Here is a 19,298-nt window from a genome sequence, read left to right as displayed (position 1 = left end):
GCCGCTCGCGCTCCGCGAGCGGCGTACCCTGGAATCATCGTGAAGAACTCGACCGGAGCGCAGTCCGCGACGTCGCTTCCGCGGGCGCCGCGTGATGAGGTGAGCGCGCGCGAGACGCGCTATCTCATCACGATGGGCATCCGCGTCGCGTGCTTCATCCTGATGGTGGTCGTGACGCCCTACGGCTGGTACACGTGGGTGTTCGGCGCCGCCGCCGTCTTCCTCCCGTACATCGCGGTCGTGACCGCCAACGTGGGGCAGGACTCGAAGAGCCGCCGCAGCGAGAGCCCCGAGAAGGCCCTGCCGCCTGCTCCCCCGCCGTCTGTCACCTCGGGGCCGGAGGGCTCACGGGTCATCCGCATCGAGGAGCAGCATCCCTCCGACGCCCCCCGCTCGACGCCCCCGGACGCCACGGCATGATCGACGATCCCGAGACCGCGGTGTGCTCGCGGGCCGGTTGCCGCGCGGCCGCGACGTGGCGCATCGACTGGCAAAACCCGCGCATCCATGCGCCGGAACAACGCAAGACCTGGGTCGCGTGCGACGAGCACTGCGCCTACCTCCGCGACTTCTTGGCGTCGCGCGACTTCCCCGTCGAGGTCTCTCCGCTCGCGAAGGCCGGTGAGCACGCATGAGCCGCCGACAGGATGCCCCTGCCGCCCTGCGCTGGACCGTCTACGTCGCGGTCGCGATCGTCTTCGCGATCGCGTGCGCGTTCCTGTCCAACTGGCAGTTCACCCGCAACGCGCAGCGCTCCGAGCAGCTCGCCCTCATCGCCGCGAACTACGATGCCGAGCCGGTGCCGCTCGCGGACGTGATCCCGGCGGGCGGCGAGCTCGATCCCGCCGACGAGTGGCTGCCTGTCGTCCTGACCGGGACCTATCTCGTCGACGATCAGCTCCTCGCGCGCAACCGGGCGCACGGCGGAACAGCAGCCTACGAGGTGCTCGTCCCGTTCCGGCTCGACGACGGCAGGGTGCTCCTCGTCGACCGCGGCTGGGTGCCGCCCGGCGATTCGCAGAACTCCCCCGATGCGGTGCCTGCCCCTCCGGACGGGCACGTGACCGTCGTCGTGCGGCTGCGCGATGGCGAGGCGCTCCCCGCCTCGGGCCGCTCGGCGCCCGAGGGCCAGGTGCCGTCCATCCACCTGCCCACGGTCGCCGATGCCATCGATCCCGCTGCGGGAGACGCGCTCGAGCTGAGCGCCTACGGGATCATGGCGTCCGAAGACCCCGCGCCCGCGACGCAGCCCGAGCAGCTCGAGTCGCCATCAGACGACCCCGGGCCCTATCTCTCCTACGCCGTGCAGTGGATCCTGTTCGCGATCATGGGCTTCGCGTTCATCTGGTACGTCATCCGCACCGAGCGCGCGCGCAAGCGCGAAGACGACGAGGATGCCGCGGCCATCGCCGCCGGCGAGACGCCCCCCGTGCGAGACCGCACCAAGCGCCGCCGTGACGCCGACGCGGACGCCGAGGACGCGCTCGTCGACACCTCGGAGCGCTGAAGCCGGATCAGGCCAGTGTGACGAGGTCCGCATAGTCGCGGCCCCAGATGTCCTCCACGCCGTCGGGCAGGATGAGGACGCGCTCCGGATTGAGCGCCTCGACGGCTCCTTCGTCGTGCGACACGAGCACGACGGCGCCCTCGTAGTGCGCGAGCGCGCCGAGGATCTCCTCGCGCGACGCGGGGTCGAGGTTGTTGGTCGGCTCGTCGAGCAGCAGCATGTTGGCGCTCGAGACGACGAGCGTCGCGAGCGACAGGCGCGTCTTCTCGCCCCCCGACAGCACACCGGCGGGCTTGAGCACGTCGTCGCCCGTGAACAGGAACGAGCCGAGCACCTTGCGGGCATCGGTCGCCGTGATGTCGGGCGCGGCCGACATCATGTTGTCGAGCACCGACCGGTTGACGTCGAGGTTCTCGTGCTCCTGGGCGTAGTAGCCGATCTTCAGCCCGTGGCCGGGCTCGATCTGCCCCGTGTCGGGTTTGTCGACGCCCGCGAGGATCCGCAGGAGCGTCGTCTTCCCCGCACCGTTGAGCCCCAGGATGACGACCTTCGAGCCGCGGTCGATCGCGAGGTCGACGTCGGTGAAGATCTCGAGCGAACCGTACGACTTCGACAGTCCCGATGCCATGAGCGGCGTCTTGCCGCACGGCGCGGGCTTGGGGAAGCGCAGCTTGGCGACGCGCTCCTCCTGGCGCACCTCGTCGAGGCCCGCGAGCATCTTCTCGGCGCGCGCGACCATCTGGTGCGCCGCCGCGGCCTTCGAGGCCTTGGCTCCGAATCGGGCCGCCTGCTGCTGCAGGACGCTCGCCTTCTTCTCGACGTTGGCGCGCTCCTTCTTGCGGCGCTCCTCGTCGGCCACCCGCTGGCGCAGGTAGTTCTTCCAGTTCATGTTGTAGACGTCGATGACCTGGCGGTTCGCGTCGAGGTAGAAGACGCGGTTGACCGTCTCGCCGACGAGCTCGACATCGTGCGAGATCACGATGAGGCCGCCCTTGTAGCCCTTGAGGAACTCGCGCAGCCACACGACGCTGTCGGCGTCGAGGTGGTTGGTCGGCTCGTCGAGGATCATCGTCTGCGCATCGGAGAACAGGATGCGCGCGAGCTCGATGCGCCGGCGCTGTCCGCCCGAGAGCGTGCGCAGCGGCTGGTCGAGGATCCGGTCGGGAAGCGAGAGATTGTGCGCGATGGATGCCGCCTCCGCCTCGGCCGCGTAGCCGCCGAGCGCTTCGAACCGCTCCATGAGGTTGGCGTACTTGCGCATCGCCTTCGCGGCGGTCGCGGCATCCTCGGATGCCATCGCAAGGGAGGCGTCGCTCATCCCGACGGCGATCGTGCCGAGGCCGCGGGCGTCGAGGATGCGCGTGCGCGCGAGCATGTCGGGGTCGCCGGAGCGCGGATCCTGCGGGAGGTAGCCGAGCTCGCCGGAGCGGTCGACGCGACCGTCGCTGGGCAGGAGGTCTCCCGCGAGCACCTTCGTGAGGGTCGTCTTGCCGGCGCCGTTGCGGCCCACGAGGCCGATCTTGTCGCCGTCCGAGACGCGGAACGAGACATCCGACATGAGCACGCGAGCGCCCACGCGGATCTCGAGATCGTGCACGGCGAGCACAGCGGACGTCCGTTCGGTCGGGGTGAAGTGGTGCGGCCGAGTGGCCAGCCACCCAGTATATTCGCCGCGCCGCCGAGGTCGGTGTCGGCCCGAAGGTGCAGGCATCCGTGCCGAACGGGCACCGGGTCTGCACGCGATGCTGGCCGGAGGCACGGGAGGTCCGCAGCGATGCGTCCGTAGCGTCGCTGATATGGCCGTCGCCGTATCGATCGAGCCCGCCGCACTCGCGGCGGCACCGGGCGAGGCCGCCCAGGCCACGGTCTCGGTGCGCAACGACACGGGAATCGTCGAGGAGTATCGACTCCACGCGCTCGGCCCGGGCGGCGAGTATGTGACGCTCGCACCCGATCTCGTCAGCGTGTATCCCGGCCGCACCGAGACGGTCGTCGTCACTGTCCTCGTCCCGAGGTCGTCCGCCGTCCCCGCCGGTGAGCTCGATGTGGCGATCCAGGTGACCCCGGTCATCGCCCCGGCAGGCACCGAAGACGCCGATGTCCCCCGCACGACCGAGCCCGAGGTGGTCGAGTTCGTCATCCGCGTCGAGGAGTTCGCGGCGGTAGGCGCAGAGATCGTCCCGAAGGTGTCGCGCTCCCGCGGGCGCAAGCGCGTGCGACTCGCTGTGGACAACAACGGCAACACGCCGACGGCTGCCGCTCTCGTCGGGGCCGGCACGGAGCGACTGAGGGTGATCCCTCGCGATCCCGAGGTGCTGATCGACGCGGGCCACGCGCAGTTCGTGCGCGTCACGCTCTCGCCGCGGCGCCGCGTCTGGCGGGGACAGGCCGTGAGCCATCCCTATTCGGTGACCGTGACGCCCGCCTCCGGCGACCCGCTCGTGGTCGACGGCATCCACATGCAGGATCCGGTCTTCCCGTCGTGGTTCTGGAAGGCTCTCCTCGCACTCGCGGCGCTGATCGCGCTGCTGATCCTCCTGTGGAACCTCCTTCTGAAGCCCACGGTCGAGCAGACCGCCCGCGATGCCGTCAAGGAGCCGCTCGCCGAGGTGCAGGGGCAGGCGCAGGACGCGCAGAAGACCGCGGACGGCGCGCAGCAGACCGCGGACGAGGCGAAGGCCGCGGCGGGCAGCGGCGGCGGCACATCCACGCCTCCCCCCGCACCGCCGCAGCCGACGAGCGAAGACCAGACGTACACGCTCACCGTCACGGCCGGCAAGGGAAAGAACGCCACCTCGTCCGTGCCGGCGATCCCCGACGGCTCAGCACTCCAGATCACCGACCTCGTGTTCAACAACCCGCAGGGCGATGTCGCCACGCTCCAGCTCGCCTACGGCCAGAAGGTGCTCCTCTCACTGAGCACGGAGAACTACCGCGACCTCGATCTGCACTTCGTGACGCCCATCCAGGTCCCGTCCGGCCAGACGCTGCAGGCGCGCCTGAACTGCATCGCCCCCGGTCAGCCGACCGGCCGCACCCCCGACAACTGCGTGTCCTCCGTGCTCATCACGGGCACCCTCGTGACGCCGCCCCCAGCAGGCTGACGATGCCCACGGGTCCCGCGCTGCGCGCCGGCGACATGGCGATGTGTCCGCTGTTCGACGGCCCGAAGCCGCATGGCGGGGGCGCCGTCACGCCTGCGGCGGCCGTGGTCACCGTGCTCATCGGAGGGCAGCCGGCGGCGGTCGCGAACGCGACGCCCGGCGGAATCGTCTGCGTCTCGCCGGCACCCAATGGCATCGCCCAGGGCAGCGTCACGGTGCTCATCGGCGGATTCCCCGCGGCTCGGGTGGGCGACATGTCGATGCACGGCACGCCGATCGCACCCGGCCCCGGATGCCCGACCGTCATCATCGGCGGCTGACGGACGGGCCCCGCGATCAGGGGGACTGCGTCGAGAACACGAAGCCGATGATCGACCTCACGAAGCCGATCACACCGTCGCGGTTGAGCCACCCGACCACGATGAGCACGATCATCATCGCGAGCACGACGACGGCGGTGAACGGGAACCGCACGCTCCTGCCCTTCGGACGCGCACCGGCGACCGGCTGTACCGACTGCACCACCGCTTTCGGCGCCGTGAGCGGCGCGGCGCAGTGACGGCAGAAGTGGCGGTCCGGCCGGTTCCCCCAGCCGCATGCGGGGCACACGAGGTCGCCGGGAGCCGGCGCAGGGCGGTCGGGGACGGCGACGGGCGGCCTGGGACGCGGCGGAGCCGCGGCCGTCGGCTTGCGGAGCACCGGTGCGGCGGAGGTCGGCTGCCGGGTCGCGGTGGGCGCGTCCTCCGAGTTCCGTGGAGAGTCGGGTGCCACGTCGGCGGGCGGTGGGGCGACGGTCGGCGCTGCGGTGGCCGATCCTTCGGCGGGTACCGCAGACGAGGCCGGGGCTGAGGCATCCGGTTCCGTCTCCGCGGGCGGCGCGGCCACGGCGGTATTCTCGGCGGACTCGGGCTCCCACGCGAGATAGGCGCCGCAGTTGCCGCAGAACTGCTCCCCTGGAAGGTTGTGGCCGCCGCACTCGAGGCAGACGACATCCTTGTGCACGTCGGTCATGACGCCTCCTCGGACAGGGCGGGCAGAAGGGTCCACGGAACGTGTGCCGGGACGACGGAGCGCAGCACGCGTTCGATCCGCCGGCGCGCATCGGGATGCTCGGCGCCGGTCGCCGTGACCGTGACGTGCGTGCCGTCGCTGCCGGGAAGGGCCCCGCCAGGCTGCTGCGACCATGCGACGCCGCCGTTGTCATCGACCGACACCTCGGACTCGGGGCCGGCCGCGAGCCGGACTGCTTCGCGGATCCCCGCGAGAGTGCCCGCCCCGCGGTGGAGCATGGCGGCGCGCGCGACGATCGCACGTCGCTGCTCGAGCGTCCAGGCGCCGTCGGGCGCGACATCCACCCATCCGCCGAGCCAGTCGACGAAGTCCTCCGGCGCCAGCCGCGGGTCGACGTAGGCGACGAGGTTGTCGAGCGTCGAGATGGTGGGTGCGATCGAGTCGTCGAACGCCCGGAGGAATCGCGGCAGGAAGTCCTCGTCGGCGACGTCCTGGTAGACGCCGGGCAGCCGCTCGAGGAACGGCACGGGGCTTCCGAGCCCCGGCACGAGTCCGCGCATGTCAGCCTCCCGCCACCGCTCGCACGCTGTGCCGATACGAGTACACGAGCGCGTTGGGATCCAGCTCGATCCGCAGCGTCGACTCGCCGGCACGCTTGCCGGTCACGGGGTCGGCCTCCCAGAGCTTGAGCTCGTCGACGAGTTCGACGCCGGGCACCGATTGGAGCACGGCGTAGACCTCACCGGCCAGCACCGGCCGCCCGAAGGGCCAGCCCGCACCGTCGATTCCGCCGAGGATCGGGTCGAAGTGCCGGTAGAGGGCCGCGAGCGACCGCTTCTCGAGGCTCTCCGGCACCGTCCCGGGTCGCGCGAGGACGCGGGCGACGATCGTCACGCCCCGGTAGAAGGGCGGCTCGACGATGACCCGGGCGCCCACGGCACGCCGGACGTCGATCTCCTCTGCGATGCCCGCGAGGAGGTCGGCGTGCGGCTCGAGATCTGCGAACTCGACGTGACCGTCGGCTCCCGGCGCGGCCGTGGGCACGACGAGCAGTCGCACGGCCCCGTCGGCGGCGGATGCCGGCACGCAGCGCACTCGCGCGATCCCGGGCCGGGCCGCCTTGGCCAGCTGCTCGTAGTCCTGCGCCGTCACGGCGCGGTCGCGCGTGCGCACCGCGAGCGGTCCGCGGCGCTTCGCCTCCTCCAGCGACTCGCCGTCGATGCCGCCGAGCGCGGCCGTGAGGTTCTCGACCGACCGCACGTACGGGACTGTCGTGCGCAGCACGGTGATCGCGCCTGCCCCGACGTTGCCGCGCCGCCCTCCGCCGACCCGGTACCGCGGGATGCGCAGCGGAGCGCCGGCGGGCGGCACGGCGCCGTAGCCGGTGAGAGCGCCGTCGTGCTCGCGAACGGCCGGAGGGAAGGCGAGCTCGCCCCGGGCGCGGTCGACCGTGAAGATCCGGTCGTCCGACGAGTGACCCGCGAAGGAGTCGACCTCGTGCCACTCCTCCCATCCGCCCCCGCCGGCGACCTCGACGACGAGCGGATCGCCGTCGGCGACGACGGGCGTCTGCGCGAGCGCGAAGAACTGGCCCGGAACGCCCTCGCTGAGGCCGAGGACCTCACCGAGCACGGCTTCGGCGTGGGTCGCGTCGACGGCTCCGCCGATGGTGGATGCCGCGGCGCTGTGAACGAGCGGCGACGCCGTGTAGGCGGGCTGGCGTTCGTGCAGGGGTTCGGTGACGATGCAGCGGATCCAGCCGGCGCGCACACCGCCGATGACCGAGACGACATGCTCGGCGGGCAGGAGCACCTCGACGTCGCCGTCCTGATTGAATCCGCCGGTGCCGTCCGCGACGACCCGGCAGTTCTTCCACGCGCGGCCTGTCCACGCCTGCCACTGCCACGGCGGGTCGGTGGGGTCGACGCCGACACCGCGCACGCTGCATTCGAGCGTCACCGCGACGAGACAGCGGGGCGCGGCGTCGTCGAGTCCGAAGAGCACGGCGTCACCCGGGCGGGGGTCCGACTGGAACGCCTCGAACGTGCCCTCGCCGGGGAGCGCGTCATCGGCGTGGACGACGTGCACCTCGACCGGCTCGCCGCGGCCCGTGTGGGTGAGCCGGCGCGGCGGGATGGTGAGCTCGTCGTCGGTCGCGAACACGATGGGCTCCTCGGCATCCATCCGGCGCGTGCCCACCTCCGCCGCCGCGGGGACCACGACCGGCTCGGGGCGCGCCGCGGACAGCCGGAACAGCACTTCCGCCGATGCGGGTGCCGGCGGGTGCAGCTTGACGCCGAGCAGATCGAGGAAGGTGATGTAGAGGCGATCCGGGACGCGGTTGAGGCGGTAGTGCAGCTCGTCGACCATGAACGCGAAGGCCTCGATGAGCGTGACGCCCGGGTCGGAGACGTTGTGGTCGCTCCACTCGGGGCAGCGGGCCGCGACGAGCCGCTTGGCGTCGTCGACGAGCTGCTGGAACCGGCGGTCGTCGAGGTCGGGAGCGGGGAGCATCACTCCTGTCCTTCCTGTCTCGGGATGACGTAGAACGGGAAGACGAGGTTGCGGGGGTCGTTGTCGCCGCGGATGCGGAATCGGATGTCGATCAGCAGGCGCCCGTCGTCGGCGCCGTCGAAGTCGACGACGACCTCGTCCAGGTCGATGCGCGGCTCCCAGAACCGCAGCGAGGTGCGCACGGCCTCACCGATCGCACCGGCCGTCGTGGCGTCGGCCGGGGCGAACACGTAGTCGTGCACGGCGCAGCCGAACTCCGGACGCATCGGTCGTTCCCCGGGCGAGGTCGCCAGGATGAGGCGGATGCTGTCCTCGATCTCGCGATCGTCGCGGGTGAGCAGGATGCGGCCGCTTCGGTCGGCCTCGACGGGGAACGCCCATCCCCGGCCCACGAACTCCTTCGACATGTCGTGCCGCTCCTCAGTTGATCTTGACGATGGCGCCCTTGACCGTGACCGCGGCACCCGCCGACAGCTCGGCCTGCGCATCGCCCTTCACGGTGACCTGCGGTGCCCCGAGTTCGGCCTTGGCCGAGCCCTTGAGCTTCAGCTGGGCGGCGTTGAGCTCGAGCGTGTCCTTCGCGGTGAGCGCGATCTTGGCAGCGGAGATCTCGACCTTGCCGGAGTCGGTCGTGATCTTCACGTCGGTCTTGGCCGTCACCGACACGGGCCCCTCGGACACGATCTCGATGCCCTTCTCGCCGTCCTGGCGGACCGTGACCCGCTGCGCGCCCTTGTTCGTCGTGAGCTGCACGGATTCGGCGGACCCGTCCTCGACGAGCTCGACCCGCATCCCGGTGCGGGAGACGAGCGCCCGGCGCAGCACGCCTTTGGAGTCGACGTACTCGTTCCAGCCGCCCGCCGGCAGGTCCTTGCCGTTGAAGAGGCCGCCGAGCACGATCGGGCGGTCGAAGAAGCCATGCTCGAACGACACGAGCACTTCGTCGCCGACCTCCGGGAGTACCACGAAGCCGCGCTTGTCGCCGGCGCCCGTGTGGGCCGCGCGCGCCCAGCCGCTCACGTAGTCGTCGGAGGCGAAGGGGAACTTCAGCTTCACCCGGCCGCGCTTGTCGGGATCGAGATTGTCCGTCACGATGGCGGGCACGACTCCCGAGATGCGGGGCTCGTGCAGCGCCACGCCCGCGCCCGCGACGCCGAACAGGGAGCGGTCGGACACGTTCGCGACGACGGCCGTCGTCGTGTATCCGGCGCTCGACGAGAAGTCGTGCACCGTCTCGCTCACGGTGTAGCGGCCGTCGAACGGCGCACCGAAGCCGGCGAGGTTGACAGCCACTCCGCACCTGATCTCGGGATTGCCGGTGACCTGGGCCTCGACCTCGGCGAAGCCGCCGGCGAGGCGATCGGCGAGCGATGCCGCGAGCTTGTCCTGTGAAGCCGCCCGCCCCTCGCCCCACACGTCGGCGAACTCGCGTCCGCCGACCTTCTTCGCGATCGCCGCGGGTGTCAGATCGGCGAGCTCCGCACTGCGCGTCTTCGCCTCGGCCTGCGAGACGACGGCATCCTTGGTCGCGGCATCCCATCCCCGCACCGAGACCTTCGACACCTGCTCCGCCGCCGTCACGACGGCTTTGACGTACTGAGCGTTCGCGCCGTGCTCGATGACGACGGGGTTCTCGCGCGCGTTCGTGCCGCCGGGCGCGTCACGCGCGGGCGTCGGCGGCCCGAAGTCGAGGCGCTTGCCGGTCACCGTGAACGTCGCGCCCGCGAGCCGGGCGAGGCGGGCGAGGAAGGTCCAGTCGCTCACGTTGTCCTGCGCGACGTGCGGGAGCGCGCCCGCGGGCGCCTCCACCGAGCCGAGCGAGAGTCCTGCGTTCTGCGCGACCTTGCGCACGACGTCGGCGATCGTGCAGTCGACGAAGGCCGCGACCCGGGTGCCGCGCATGAGGCGCGCGGCGCCGTCGAGGCCGCGAATGCGGGTGTGCAGCGCGCCGCCGACATCCTCGCGCTCGAGGGCCGTCACTTCTCCTTCGAACAGCACGGGCGGCGCGGCCGGCCCGTTCTGCGACACCTTCAGCTTGACGGTCGCCGCGATCGGGAACCGCTGCGCGACCTTCGCCTGCTCGTCCGTGAAGTCGAGCTCGAAGGCGTCGGGAAGCCCCACACCGTCGGTGATGCGCCCGCGCACCAGGAGGCTCGAGATCTCGGGGGGCACTTCGCTCCCGTTCACCTCGACGAGGAGGAGGCTCGTGTAGGTGTCAAGTGCGGGCATTCGCCACCTCCCGGCGCGCGATGTCACGAGCGTGCGCATCGGCGAGCTCGTCGGCGATGGGCAGGAAGATCGTGCGCCCCGGCCGCACGCGCATGGGGTCGTCGATGCCGTTCACGTCCGCGAGCGGGCGCCACAGCGCGGCATTGCCGTACTCGCGGTAGGCGAGCACGGCGAGGCTGTCGCCCTCACGCATCGTGTGCACGGCGCGCGGCTGAAGCCCGCCCGAGGTGGGGTTCTGCTTGCCCTTCTCCTTCGGCAGCTCCTCGAGGGAGACCGTGCAGACGGCACGCAGCGGGCTCCCGTCCGATCCGAACAGCGTGTACTTCGCCGCGACCGAACGGACGTAGCCGAGGAAGCTGCTGAGCGGTCCCCACGTGAACTTGACCCAGGGCGGCGATGGGCGCTTCTGGCCGATCGACGTAGGAGTCGGCACGACGGTCTCGAACAGCTTCTCGACGTCGGGGACGACGCTCTTCTTCGAGTCCGATCGCGTCGCATCGAAGAACATCTCGAGAGTCAGCTTCTGGGGCTCGGGGGTCGTGAAGTTGGCGGGCGGCGCCGACCCCGCCTTCTTCTGGTTCTCCGACTCCCACTTGGCCGCCTTCGTGACGGTCAGCTCCTTGGGGTTGAAGTGGAACTCGATGGTGCCGCGCGGCCCGCCCGGCTTGCCAGGCTCGGGGCCCGGCTCGAACAACTCGAGCTGAGCGTGGATGAGCTTCGCCGAGCTGCTGGACGTACCGGTCATCTCCATGGCGGTCACTTCCTCACCTGGAAGCCGTGGTGCGCGAGCTCGAGCGTCTCGACCGCGACCTTGGACGAGTCGGAGTTCAGCGACGGTCCCGTCCACCGCACCGGCACGACGTCGGTGAGGTCCCAGTGCAGCACCGCTTTGCCCCGGCTGTTCTTGGCCGTGATGACGCCGTTGACGCGCTTCGCCGAGTCGAGGAAGCCCGTGATCCAGCGCACCGTGCGCTCCGCATCGCCGCTCAGGGGGCGCGTGAGCTTCACGTTCGGATACTTGAGCCGGGTCGCGAACTGCCAGGGGAAGGCATTGTTGCCGCCCTCTTCGCGCGTCTCGAGCACGACCTCGATGCCGAGGCCTTCGCACGTCGCGAAAGCGCCGAGCACCGTCTCGTCGAGCATCACCTCGTAGGAGACGGTGAGCGCCCAATCCTTGGTCTCGGTCAACGGCATCGGTCGCTCCTGTCAGATCCGGTCGATCCGCACGCCGCGCCGCTCGCGATCGAGCAGCATCTCGGACTTCAGACGACGCACGAGCTGCGGATAGAGGCGATCGAGCAGGTGCTCGAGCTGCTCCGGCTGACCAACCGCGGCGGCGACCGCGCTCTGTGCCACGGGCGCGGGCGGAGTGGATGCGGGGGCAGCAGGCTCGATCGCGCGCTGCACGTCGAGCGCGTCCTCTGCGATGCGCGCGGCATTCGCGGCGAGCACGTGGTCGATGCGACCACGGTCCGCCGCGGTCGGACGGAAGGGCGCGATGGATGCGTCGGACCGCTGCAGGGCGAGCTTTGGGGCGGATGAGACGGGTGGGGTCCACAGGGCGGCGTCGAGTGCGGGCGGCCACCCCTGTTCGGTGGCGATGGCGGTGGGAGGGATTCCGGCGGACGGTGCCGCGATGGATGCTGCGCCGCCGAGCCTGGGCGCCGCCGCGTATGAGGGCGTCGGGGTCTGGGGTGTGCGCTGTGCGGTGGGCGGGTTGGGGGGCTCTGAGGCGCCGGCCGCGGAGAGATGCGGTGCCGCGAGGGTGCTCTGCGCGATGGAAGTGTGCGGTGCCGCGAGGGTGCTCTGCGCGATGGAAGTGTGCGGTGCCGCGAGGGTGCTCTGCGTGGTCGAGGTGGGCGCTGCCGCGAGGGTGTTCTGCGTGGTCGAGGCGGAGCCGTGGTCGGCGCTTCCGTTTCGACCCAGGAGTGCGCGCTGGAGTGCGGTACCGCTCTGAGGAGGCGGTTCCGGCGGGAGCACGGTGGCCCGAACCGGCGGAGCGCCGGGTGCCCCCGCGGCCGCAGGCCGGGAGATCGTCCGGTGCGGCGTCGGCTCGATCGCGGGCTCCACGCGGCGCTGGAGGAGAAGCGGGCGGACGGGCAGGGCAGGTGCGGGGGTCGCCGGGGCCTGGCCGGCGGCATCCCGCGCAGTGTGATCGGGAGCGTCGGACGTGCTCGGTGTCTCCTCCGGGTCCTGAGGGCGCGGCGTCGTGGTGGCGAGCGGCAGGACAGTGGGCGGCGCGGGGATGATCGCCGCTGCGGGGTCTGTCCGTTGCGGGAGCTGCTCGTCGGTCGAGGGCACTTCGGTGCGGCGCTGGATGAGCGGGAGCGCACCGGGCGCGTCGCCGGACCGCAGGAGAGGCTGTGCCGCCGCGGCCGGGGCGGGGGGCGAGCCCAGGAGAGGTGCTGCCGTCGCCCCACCGCTTCGCGACGGGGGCGTCCCGCCGGGCTGGGACACGGTCGTCCCGTCGGGTCGCAACGGCGACGTCCCGTCGGTTCCCGGTGGCAGCGGCGCGTCGGTTCGCGACGTCGTCGTTCCGCCGCTTCGCGACGGCTGGAGGCTGGTCGTGCGAGCGACGACGGGCGCGGGTTGCGCGACGGACCCGCTGGGGGCGGTCTGTGCGACCGATCCGGCGGGCTCGATGGAGGTCATCAGAGGAGCCGCGACTGTGTCGGCCCCGAGGAGGGGCGCGACCACCTCGATCGGCGCTGCGGCCCCGGTCGGCTCGATCGACGAGCCGGCCGAGGACGGCTCGATCGCCGCGCCGGCCACGGACGGCTCGCCCGGGTCTCGGACCTCGGACGATGCCGACGGGGCCTGGGGCGGGGCGGGCGGCTCGGACGCCCCGACTGGCGGTTCGGCGGCGGACGTGGCGTCGCCGGCGCCCGAGACCACGGGCAGCGGCGCCCGGCCGTCGGCCGGCGCGATGGTGCTCGCGGCGCCTGGCGCCGGCGGCGGGGCCGCGGACGATGTGGTTGTGCGCTGAAGCGGACGGACGTCGGGAGCGGTGTCGATCGATCGGCGCAGCGGAGCGCCCAGTCCGAGCGGCGGTCGATGGGCCGGCCGGTCGGGCGCTGTCTCAGGCGCAGCCGGCACCGTCGTCTCGATCTGTGGTGGGGCGGGGGACGACTCGGTGGGGCCGGCGACGCGTGCGACCGCCGCGCCGCCGGACGAATCCGGCCCGAGTTCGACAGGGTCAGCATCGCGCTGAACCGCCGACGAGGCGTCCGGAACCGGCGACGACGCGCGCTGGACGTGCCGCTCCCCGGGGACCGGTGCCGGCACCGCTGGAGGCGTCGGGCGACGGATCGGCGCCACCGGACCGGCGGGTCTGGGCGGTGACTCCGCATTCGGCGATGCGGAGTTCGGCCGCGAGATTTCCGAAGCGCCCTCCGGCACCCGCTGCACCGGCATGCGGAACGGGGATGGGGAGGATCGATCCGCGCCCGGCGCGAGGGCTGGTGTGCTCGCCCCGAGCGTCGGCGCCTCGCCAGAGGCCGTGGCATTCCTCGACGGGCTCTCCGCAGGCGCCTGCGACAGGTCGGGCAGCGCGGCATCCATCGATCGGCTCTCCGCGAGGGTCGGCGCGACGTCGAGGGACGCGGCATCCACCGACGGACTCTCCGCAAGTGTCGTCGCGACATCGAGGGACGTGGCATCGGTCCCCCGACGCTCCGCGAGTGTCGGCGTGACGTCGGGAGTCGCATCCCCCTCGGCCGTCGCGTCGGGCGCGTACTCGACGGCGGGCGCCCGCTGCACCGCGGGGGCGGAGGCTCGACGGGATCCGGTCGCCGTCCCCAGGACGAGCTCGGTCGACTCCGGCGGGGTCCGTTCGACGTCGGGGGGATGGCGGTCACCGAGGGTCGCAGCGGGGGCATCGGCACTCACCACGTGGCCGAGCGACGTGAGCTGGATCGGCACGACACGTGTCGGGATGCGCTGGAGGAAGTCGCCCCGCAGCTGCGTGGGCGGGGGCGGCGGCGGTCCGACGAGGGGCGGAAGGAACGCCCAGCCCGCCGGTGACGGGCGTGCCGCGGCATCCATCGGCTCCCGCGCGGGAGCGGACGGAGCGCTTCGCTGCCACGGCCACCGCATCGTCAGCCCTCTCGCAGTCGTTCGTTGATGCGCGCGATCTCACCGACGTAACGGAGGCGGTCGGGGTGCTCGAGCGCGAGGATGTCGTCGAGCGGCCAGTGGAAATGGAACGCGATGTACGAGATCTCTTCCACGATGCGGTCGGCCCCGTACGTCACGATTCCCCCAGGCGGCTCCCGGCGAGGTCGGCGGTGAATCGGTGCGAGCAGGACGGGCAGGTGACCGCGATGCGCGTATGCCCTTCGGCGTTGATGCGGCGGTAGAAGTCCTGCAGGAACGCGACGTCGGTCGCGAACATGTTCTCGACGATCGTGGCGTCGACGTTGGTCAGCGTTCCGAGGCGCGTGATGACGCGGGCCAAGAGCACGACCGTCGTGTAGGCCGCGTTCTCCTGCACCCGCACGTCGTACAGCGGCAGCAGCTCGTCCCGGGCCGTCGCGAGGCGCATGATGCCGTCGCGATGGATCGTGCCGTCCGGGGCGAGGTATCCACGAGGAAGCTCGAACGGGAACTCCGTCCGCATGCGTTCCTCGTCGAACACGTCGCCCTGCGACGGACGGGTCGCGATCACCCGCTCCATGGCGTCACGCGACGCTGGATTCGTCGAAGCAGATGACGGCCTTCTCGGTGGCCTGCTCCGTCGATCCCGCCTTGAGGGAGTTGACCTCGACCGAGCGCACCCAGCAGTTCGTGAAGTTGAACGTCTTGATGGTCTCGCCCTTGTGGTCGAGGATGTTCACCGCCGCCGTCTTGCGTGCACCGACGAGGTCGCCGTCCATCACGGTCTTGAGCCAGTCGACGACCGTGCGCGAGTCGGTCAGACCCCGCGTGATCGTGATCTCGCCCGTCTTGCCGCGGCCGGGGATCTGCCGGGCGACGTACTTGCCGTCGGCGGCGACCTGTTGCTTCGCCTCGATCTTGTCGACCTCCATCTTGACGCCGCTGACCTCCATCACGAGCGGCATCTGCACGCCGTCGATGGTGACGCTGAAGTTGTAGGCGGGGGCGTTGTCGAACTGGTCCAGAGCCATGGTTTCCTCCTGATCGGCTCGTCGTCACGTCACACGACGTCGACGGTCATTCCTCGACGGCGCCCGTGCCGCCGGAGTACTGCGAGAGCTGGAAGATCACGAACTCGGCGGGCTTCACGGGCGCGACGCCGATCGCGCAGACGACGCGGCCGGAGTCGATGACGTCGGTGGGATTGGTCTCGTCGTCGCACTTGACGAAGAACGCCTCCTCCGGCGTGCGGCCGAACAGGGCTCCGCCGCGCCACTCCCCCATGAGGAACGCCGTGATCGAACGACGCAGCTTGCCCCACAGGGCGGGATCGTTCGGCTCGAACACGGCGAACTGCGTCGCCAGCAGGATCGACTTCTCGAGGTAGTTGAACAGCCGGCGCACGTTGATGTAGCGCCATGCCGGATCGCTCGAGAGCGTGCGCGCGCCCCAGACCCGGATGCCTCGGCCCGGGAATCCACGGATCGCGTTGACGCCGATCGGGTTGAGGCTCTCCTGCTCGGTGCGCGTGATCTTCGTCTGCACGTCGATCGCGCCGCGGACGATCTCGTTCGCGGGGGCCTTGTGCACTCCGCGCTCATTGTCGTTGCGGGCCCAGATGCCGGCGAGGTGCCCTGAGGGCGGGATGAACCTCGACGACCCGGTCACGGGGTCGAGCACCTTGATCCACGGGTAGTACAGCGCGGCGAACTTCGAGTCGAGACCGGAGTCGTTCGTGCGCCACTTCGCGATCTCCTGCACGCTCAGTCCCGGAGGTGGGTCGAGCACGGCCATGCGGTCGCCCATGAGCTCGCAGTGCGCGACGATCGCGAGCTGCACGCCCTTGACCGTCTCGAGGTCGATGGCACCCTGCTCGTACGCGGCCATGAGGTCGGGAACCGACACCATCGTGACGTCTTCGATCTCCTCCAGACCGCTGAAGCCCGTGCGGTCGGCGGCCTCGCCGATGTAGTTCTTGGCCGAGACCTGCTGCTTCTCGAGCACGATCGGCTCGTTCTTGGGCTCCGGGACAGCCAGAGCCGTGGAGCCGAGCTTGGGCTTCGTCTGCACCTCGGGCGCCACCGCCTCGACCGTCACGAGCTTCGACTCGCCGCCGACGCGATTGACGACGTAGTTGCCCGAGTCGGGCTTCGATGAGACGTTGCCCCACACCTCGGGCGGCTTGCCCTCGGCCGTCACCGTGACCTTGAACTCGTCGTCGGGCGCCCCGTCGCCGTCGGCGTGGCCCACTTCGACCGTGATGGCCTTCGTCGCGGCGCTCTTGGCTGTGAAGACGAAGTTGCCGACCGTCGCCGTCTGCGCCGCCGCGACCTGCTTCTGCTTGCCCTGACCGTTGGAGGCCGGCTGGTCGGCACCGATGCGGACGATGTAGCAGCGCCCTCCCCCGTTCAGGAAGTACCCGTACACCGAGTAGGCGAGGTAGGAGCCCGGCTCGATGTCGCCGAACTGGTCGACGTACTGCGTCCAGTTCGTGACGAGGGTCGGGGTGTTCAGCGGCCCTCTGGGCGCGAACCCCACGAACGCGGCGACGGCCGTGCCGACGCCCTCGATAGGCCGCGTCGCGGCGTCGAGCTCCTGGATGTAGACACCGGGTGAGAGGTACGTGGGCATCGGCCGCTCCTTCGCTCGCACGCGGCGCCTGCACCGCGAGTGCTCTCAGGATCGGTCGGTGGATGCCTCGGCACGGAGTCCGCCCGGACCTACCAGGGGGTAGCGGATCGTGCGCGTTCGGGATGCGCGAAAGGGCAGGTACGTATCGAAGAGGTGAGGGGGCGGTGGATGGCACATGGAGAATGAGGCTCACCGATGATGAATCGAACATAGTTACTATGCTAGATAGCCCCTCCGACATTCACTCTGAAGCCGCCATTCGAGGCCTCCGTGCCTCATTTTGTTGACTATCGAAGATTAATACTAGACATCGACGTCGAACGTATGTACGATAGTTTCATGACAGATCCTTTCGCCGGTGTGGACGCCGCGCTCGCGGCCGCACGGACGGCGTGGGATGCCGCGCATGTCGGCGGAGTCGCCTCCGCGGATGGGGTGGAGGGGGCGCCGCTGGCGGTGCTGAACACGGCGATGGGAATGCTGCGCCGGCATGTGGACGCGGTCCACGCCACCGTGGCGGCGGAGGTCGCGCGGGCGTCTCGGATGGAGCTGGGCAGTGCGGGGCTGGCCAAGCAGCAGGGGTACCGCACCCCGGCGTCGATGATCGCCGCCGCGACCGGCGCGAACGTGGGGGACGCGGCCCGCCTGGTCGCGGTCGGGGAGGCCACCGCGCCCCGGATGACCCTCACCGGCGCCCAGGCGCCACCCAAGCATCCCGAGGTCGCGGCCGGCTTGTCTGGTGGGCGGCTCAGCGTGGCCGCCGCGGCGGCGATCGTCGCACTGCTGGACCGTGTCGCGTTCCGCGCCGACGGGGAGGCGCTGCGGGAGGCCGAGACCGTGTTGGTCGCCCAGGCGCACGGGCTCGGAATGGATCAGGTCCGGAAGATCCTCACCCGCGCCGAAGCCTGGCTCAACCCCGACGGCGTGCAGCCACATGAGGACGACCTGCGCGCGGCCGCGTACGTGCACATCCGGGAAGAGCAGGACGGGTCGATCGTCATCGACGCGCGCCTCGACCCGGAACGCGGCGCACCCGTCAAAACCGTCATCGACGCGCTCGTGGGCGAGCAGCTGCGGCGTCGATCGGACGGCGACGGGAGCACCCCGATGGGTGAGGGTGACCGGCGCACGATCCCGCAGCTGCAGGCCGACGCCCTCGCCACCCTGGGCCGACACGCCCTGGACTGCGACAGCACCGACATCCCCACCGGCGGTGCCACCGTCATCGTCCGGATCGGACTGGAACAGCTCGAAACCAGCACCGGGTACGGCACCATCGACGGGATCGCGCAGCCCGTGTCGGTCGGCACGGTGCGGCGGATGGCCGCCGACGCGCGGATCATCCCGCTCGTGCTCGGTGGGGACAGTGAGATCCTCGACTACGGACGAGCGAAACGCCTGTTCACCCGGGCCCAGAAACTCGCCCTCACCGAACGCGACGGCGGCTGCGCCGGCTGCGGCCTGCCCCCCGGGATGACCCAAGTCCACCACCTGAAATGGTGGGACCGCGACACCGGACCCACCAACCTTGACAACGGCATCCTGCTCTGCACCCGCTGCCACCACCGCATCCACGACGACGACTGGGACATCCACATCGAAGGCGCCGGCGTGACCGCGAAAGTCTGGTTCATCCCACCCGTCCACGTCGACCCCACCCGAACACCCCGCCTCGGCGGCCGCGCCCGCTACGACTTCACCCTCACCGCCTGAACGCCCCAGCGTTCCGAGCATGGCGGAGCCAATCGCGCCCCCTTCGCGTTTTGACGATTCGCGTTTCCGATCTGCGGGGGGTCGTCTCAACCGAGCGCTGCGATGTTGGTGAGCATTTCATTCTTGGCTCGAGCTTGGACATTCGAGAGATCGCCCATTGTCACATCCCCACGGGGGACCGTGTCATCGATGTAGATCGCGAGTCCGGCATCCGCCGCCCGTAGACGCGGGCTTACCCCGGAAGGGAGCTTGCCATCCCAAACTCGTGCGCGCACGAAGCTGCTCAATTCAGCGAGGTAGCCCCGAATCGACTTGCTGTCCCGGTATATCCGCCGAAGCTCCTGGTGGAATCCGAGCGTGCCGCGAGTACTCGTCATGATTCGTGGCGTCGATACGCCCAAAGGGTGAGTCCCATAGCGTGGTGTCAATTCCTGCGGGGCTCTCGTCGTCGCTGACGATGAAGGGCCACCGTGGGATGACCAGTTGTTTCCGGC

The 19,298-nt window shown here is 70.7% G+C and carries 20 protein-coding genes; 6 read left to right on the top strand and 14 right to left on the bottom strand.

Annotated features, from left to right (window positions below; all coding sequences use genetic code 11):
* The first annotated feature begins 39 nt into the window (after window positions 1-39).
* From ACH3VR_RS05045 to ACH3VR_RS05035, 3 genes are read left to right on the top strand one after another with little or no spacing between them, the layout of a single operon-like run.
* Window positions 40-420 carry a DUF3099 domain-containing protein gene (locus tag ACH3VR_RS05045; protein WP_396639678.1) on the top strand — a complete coding sequence of 127 codons (381 nt, stop codon included), beginning with the start codon at window positions 40-42 and terminating at the stop codon, window positions 418-420.
* Window positions 417-635: a hypothetical protein gene (locus ACH3VR_RS05040; RefSeq protein WP_396639677.1), complete on the top strand. Its 219-nt coding sequence runs from the start codon at window positions 417-419 to the stop codon at window positions 633-635. Before ACH3VR_RS05045 ends, ACH3VR_RS05040 begins: the two co-directional genes overlap by 4 nt.
* A complete protein-coding gene (locus ACH3VR_RS05035) occupies window positions 632-1,507 on the top strand; it encodes an SURF1 family cytochrome oxidase biogenesis protein (RefSeq protein WP_396639676.1) in 876 nt (291 codons plus the stop codon). Before ACH3VR_RS05040 ends, ACH3VR_RS05035 begins: the two co-directional genes overlap by 4 nt.
* Window positions 1,508-1,514: 7 nt before the next feature.
* On the opposite strand, the gene ACH3VR_RS05030 is transcribed toward ACH3VR_RS05035, so the two are convergent.
* Window positions 1,515-3,113: an ABC-F family ATP-binding cassette domain-containing protein gene (locus tag ACH3VR_RS05030; protein WP_396639675.1), complete on the bottom strand. Its 1,599-nt coding sequence runs from the start codon at window positions 3,111-3,113 to the stop codon at window positions 1,515-1,517.
* Between the two features lie 190 nt (window positions 3,114-3,303).
* Here ACH3VR_RS05030 and ACH3VR_RS05025 point away from each other — a divergent pair, with 190 nt between their 5' ends.
* The gene (locus ACH3VR_RS05025; protein WP_396639674.1) at window positions 3,304-4,611 is read left to right on the top strand and encodes a hypothetical protein; all 1,308 of its coding nucleotides are present in this window, start codon (window positions 3,304-3,306) and stop codon (window positions 4,609-4,611) included.
* Between the two features lie 2 nt (window positions 4,612-4,613).
* On the top strand, window positions 4,614-4,931 hold the full coding sequence (locus ACH3VR_RS05020) for a PAAR domain-containing protein (protein ID WP_396639673.1): 318 nt from the start codon (window positions 4,614-4,616) through the stop codon (window positions 4,929-4,931).
* 16 nt (window positions 4,932-4,947) lie between these two features.
* Here the strand turns inward: ACH3VR_RS05020 and ACH3VR_RS05015 are convergent, their stop codons facing one another.
* The 12 genes from ACH3VR_RS05015 to ACH3VR_RS04960 are packed head-to-tail and all read right to left on the bottom strand — an operon-like array spanning window position 4,948 to window position 17,091.
* A complete protein-coding gene (locus ACH3VR_RS05015; protein WP_396639672.1) occupies window positions 4,948-5,622 on the bottom strand; it encodes a hypothetical protein in 675 nt (224 codons plus the stop codon).
* Window positions 5,619-6,182 (bottom strand): phage tail protein, encoded by a 564-nt coding sequence (locus tag ACH3VR_RS05010; RefSeq protein WP_396639671.1) that lies wholly within the window; start codon window positions 6,180-6,182, stop codon window positions 5,619-5,621. Before ACH3VR_RS05010 ends, ACH3VR_RS05015 begins: the two co-directional genes overlap by 4 nt.
* 1 nt (window position 6,183) lies before the next feature.
* Entirely contained in the window at window positions 6,184-8,136 is a 1,953-nt protein-coding gene (locus tag ACH3VR_RS05005) for a putative baseplate assembly protein (RefSeq protein WP_396639670.1), read from the bottom strand.
* Window positions 8,136-8,543 carry a GPW/gp25 family protein gene (locus tag ACH3VR_RS05000; RefSeq protein ID WP_396639669.1) on the bottom strand — a complete coding sequence of 136 codons (408 nt, stop codon included), beginning with the start codon at window positions 8,541-8,543 and terminating at the stop codon, window positions 8,136-8,138. The genes ACH3VR_RS05005 and ACH3VR_RS05000 overlap by 1 nt, the downstream gene beginning before the upstream one ends.
* A 13-nt stretch (window positions 8,544-8,556) precedes the next feature.
* The gene (locus tag ACH3VR_RS04995; protein ID WP_396639668.1) at window positions 8,557-10,365 is read right to left on the bottom strand and encodes a VgrG-related protein; all 1,809 of its coding nucleotides are present in this window, start codon (window positions 10,363-10,365) and stop codon (window positions 8,557-8,559) included.
* On the bottom strand, window positions 10,352-11,116 hold the full coding sequence (locus ACH3VR_RS04990) for a CIS tube protein (RefSeq protein WP_396639667.1): 765 nt from the start codon (window positions 11,114-11,116) through the stop codon (window positions 10,352-10,354). Before ACH3VR_RS04990 ends, ACH3VR_RS04995 begins: the two co-directional genes overlap by 14 nt.
* A gap of 5 nt (window positions 11,117-11,121) precedes the next feature.
* Window positions 11,122-11,559: a phage tail protein gene (locus tag ACH3VR_RS04985; RefSeq protein WP_396639666.1), complete on the bottom strand. Its 438-nt coding sequence runs from the start codon at window positions 11,557-11,559 to the stop codon at window positions 11,122-11,124.
* A gap of 12 nt (window positions 11,560-11,571) precedes the next feature.
* Window positions 11,572-14,460, bottom strand: coding sequence for a hypothetical protein (locus ACH3VR_RS04980; RefSeq protein ID WP_396639665.1), 2,889 nt, complete (start codon window positions 14,458-14,460; stop codon window positions 11,572-11,574).
* 2 nt (window positions 14,461-14,462) lie between these two features.
* A complete protein-coding gene (locus ACH3VR_RS04975; protein WP_243075116.1) occupies window positions 14,463-14,618 on the bottom strand; it encodes a DUF6760 family protein in 156 nt (51 codons plus the stop codon).
* A complete protein-coding gene (locus tag ACH3VR_RS04970; protein WP_396639664.1) occupies window positions 14,615-15,040 on the bottom strand; it encodes a hypothetical protein in 426 nt (141 codons plus the stop codon). The genes ACH3VR_RS04975 and ACH3VR_RS04970 overlap by 4 nt, the downstream gene beginning before the upstream one ends.
* 4 nt (window positions 15,041-15,044) lie before the next feature.
* A complete protein-coding gene (locus ACH3VR_RS04965) occupies window positions 15,045-15,491 on the bottom strand; it encodes a phage tail protein (protein ID WP_396639663.1) in 447 nt (148 codons plus the stop codon).
* A gap of 46 nt (window positions 15,492-15,537) precedes the next feature.
* Window positions 15,538-17,091 carry a phage tail sheath family protein gene (locus ACH3VR_RS04960; protein WP_396639662.1) on the bottom strand — a complete coding sequence of 518 codons (1,554 nt, stop codon included), beginning with the start codon at window positions 17,089-17,091 and terminating at the stop codon, window positions 15,538-15,540.
* A 339-nt stretch (window positions 17,092-17,430) separates the two neighbouring features.
* On the opposite strand from ACH3VR_RS04960, the gene ACH3VR_RS04955 reads away from it, so the two are divergent.
* Entirely contained in the window at window positions 17,431-18,804 is a 1,374-nt protein-coding gene (locus ACH3VR_RS04955) for an HNH endonuclease signature motif containing protein (RefSeq protein ID WP_396639661.1), read from the top strand.
* 86 nt (window positions 18,805-18,890) lie between these two features.
* Here the strand turns inward: ACH3VR_RS04955 and ACH3VR_RS04950 are convergent.
* On the bottom strand, window positions 18,891-19,298 hold a 408-nt coding region (locus ACH3VR_RS04950), incomplete at its 5' end, for a hypothetical protein (protein WP_396639660.1).

This window comes from Microbacterium alkaliflavum, from assembly GCF_044325405.1.
Classification (GTDB): Bacteria; Actinomycetota; Actinomycetes; order Actinomycetales; family Microbacteriaceae; genus Microbacterium; species Microbacterium alkaliflavum.
This window is presented reverse-complemented; position numbering and strand designations above follow the sequence as displayed.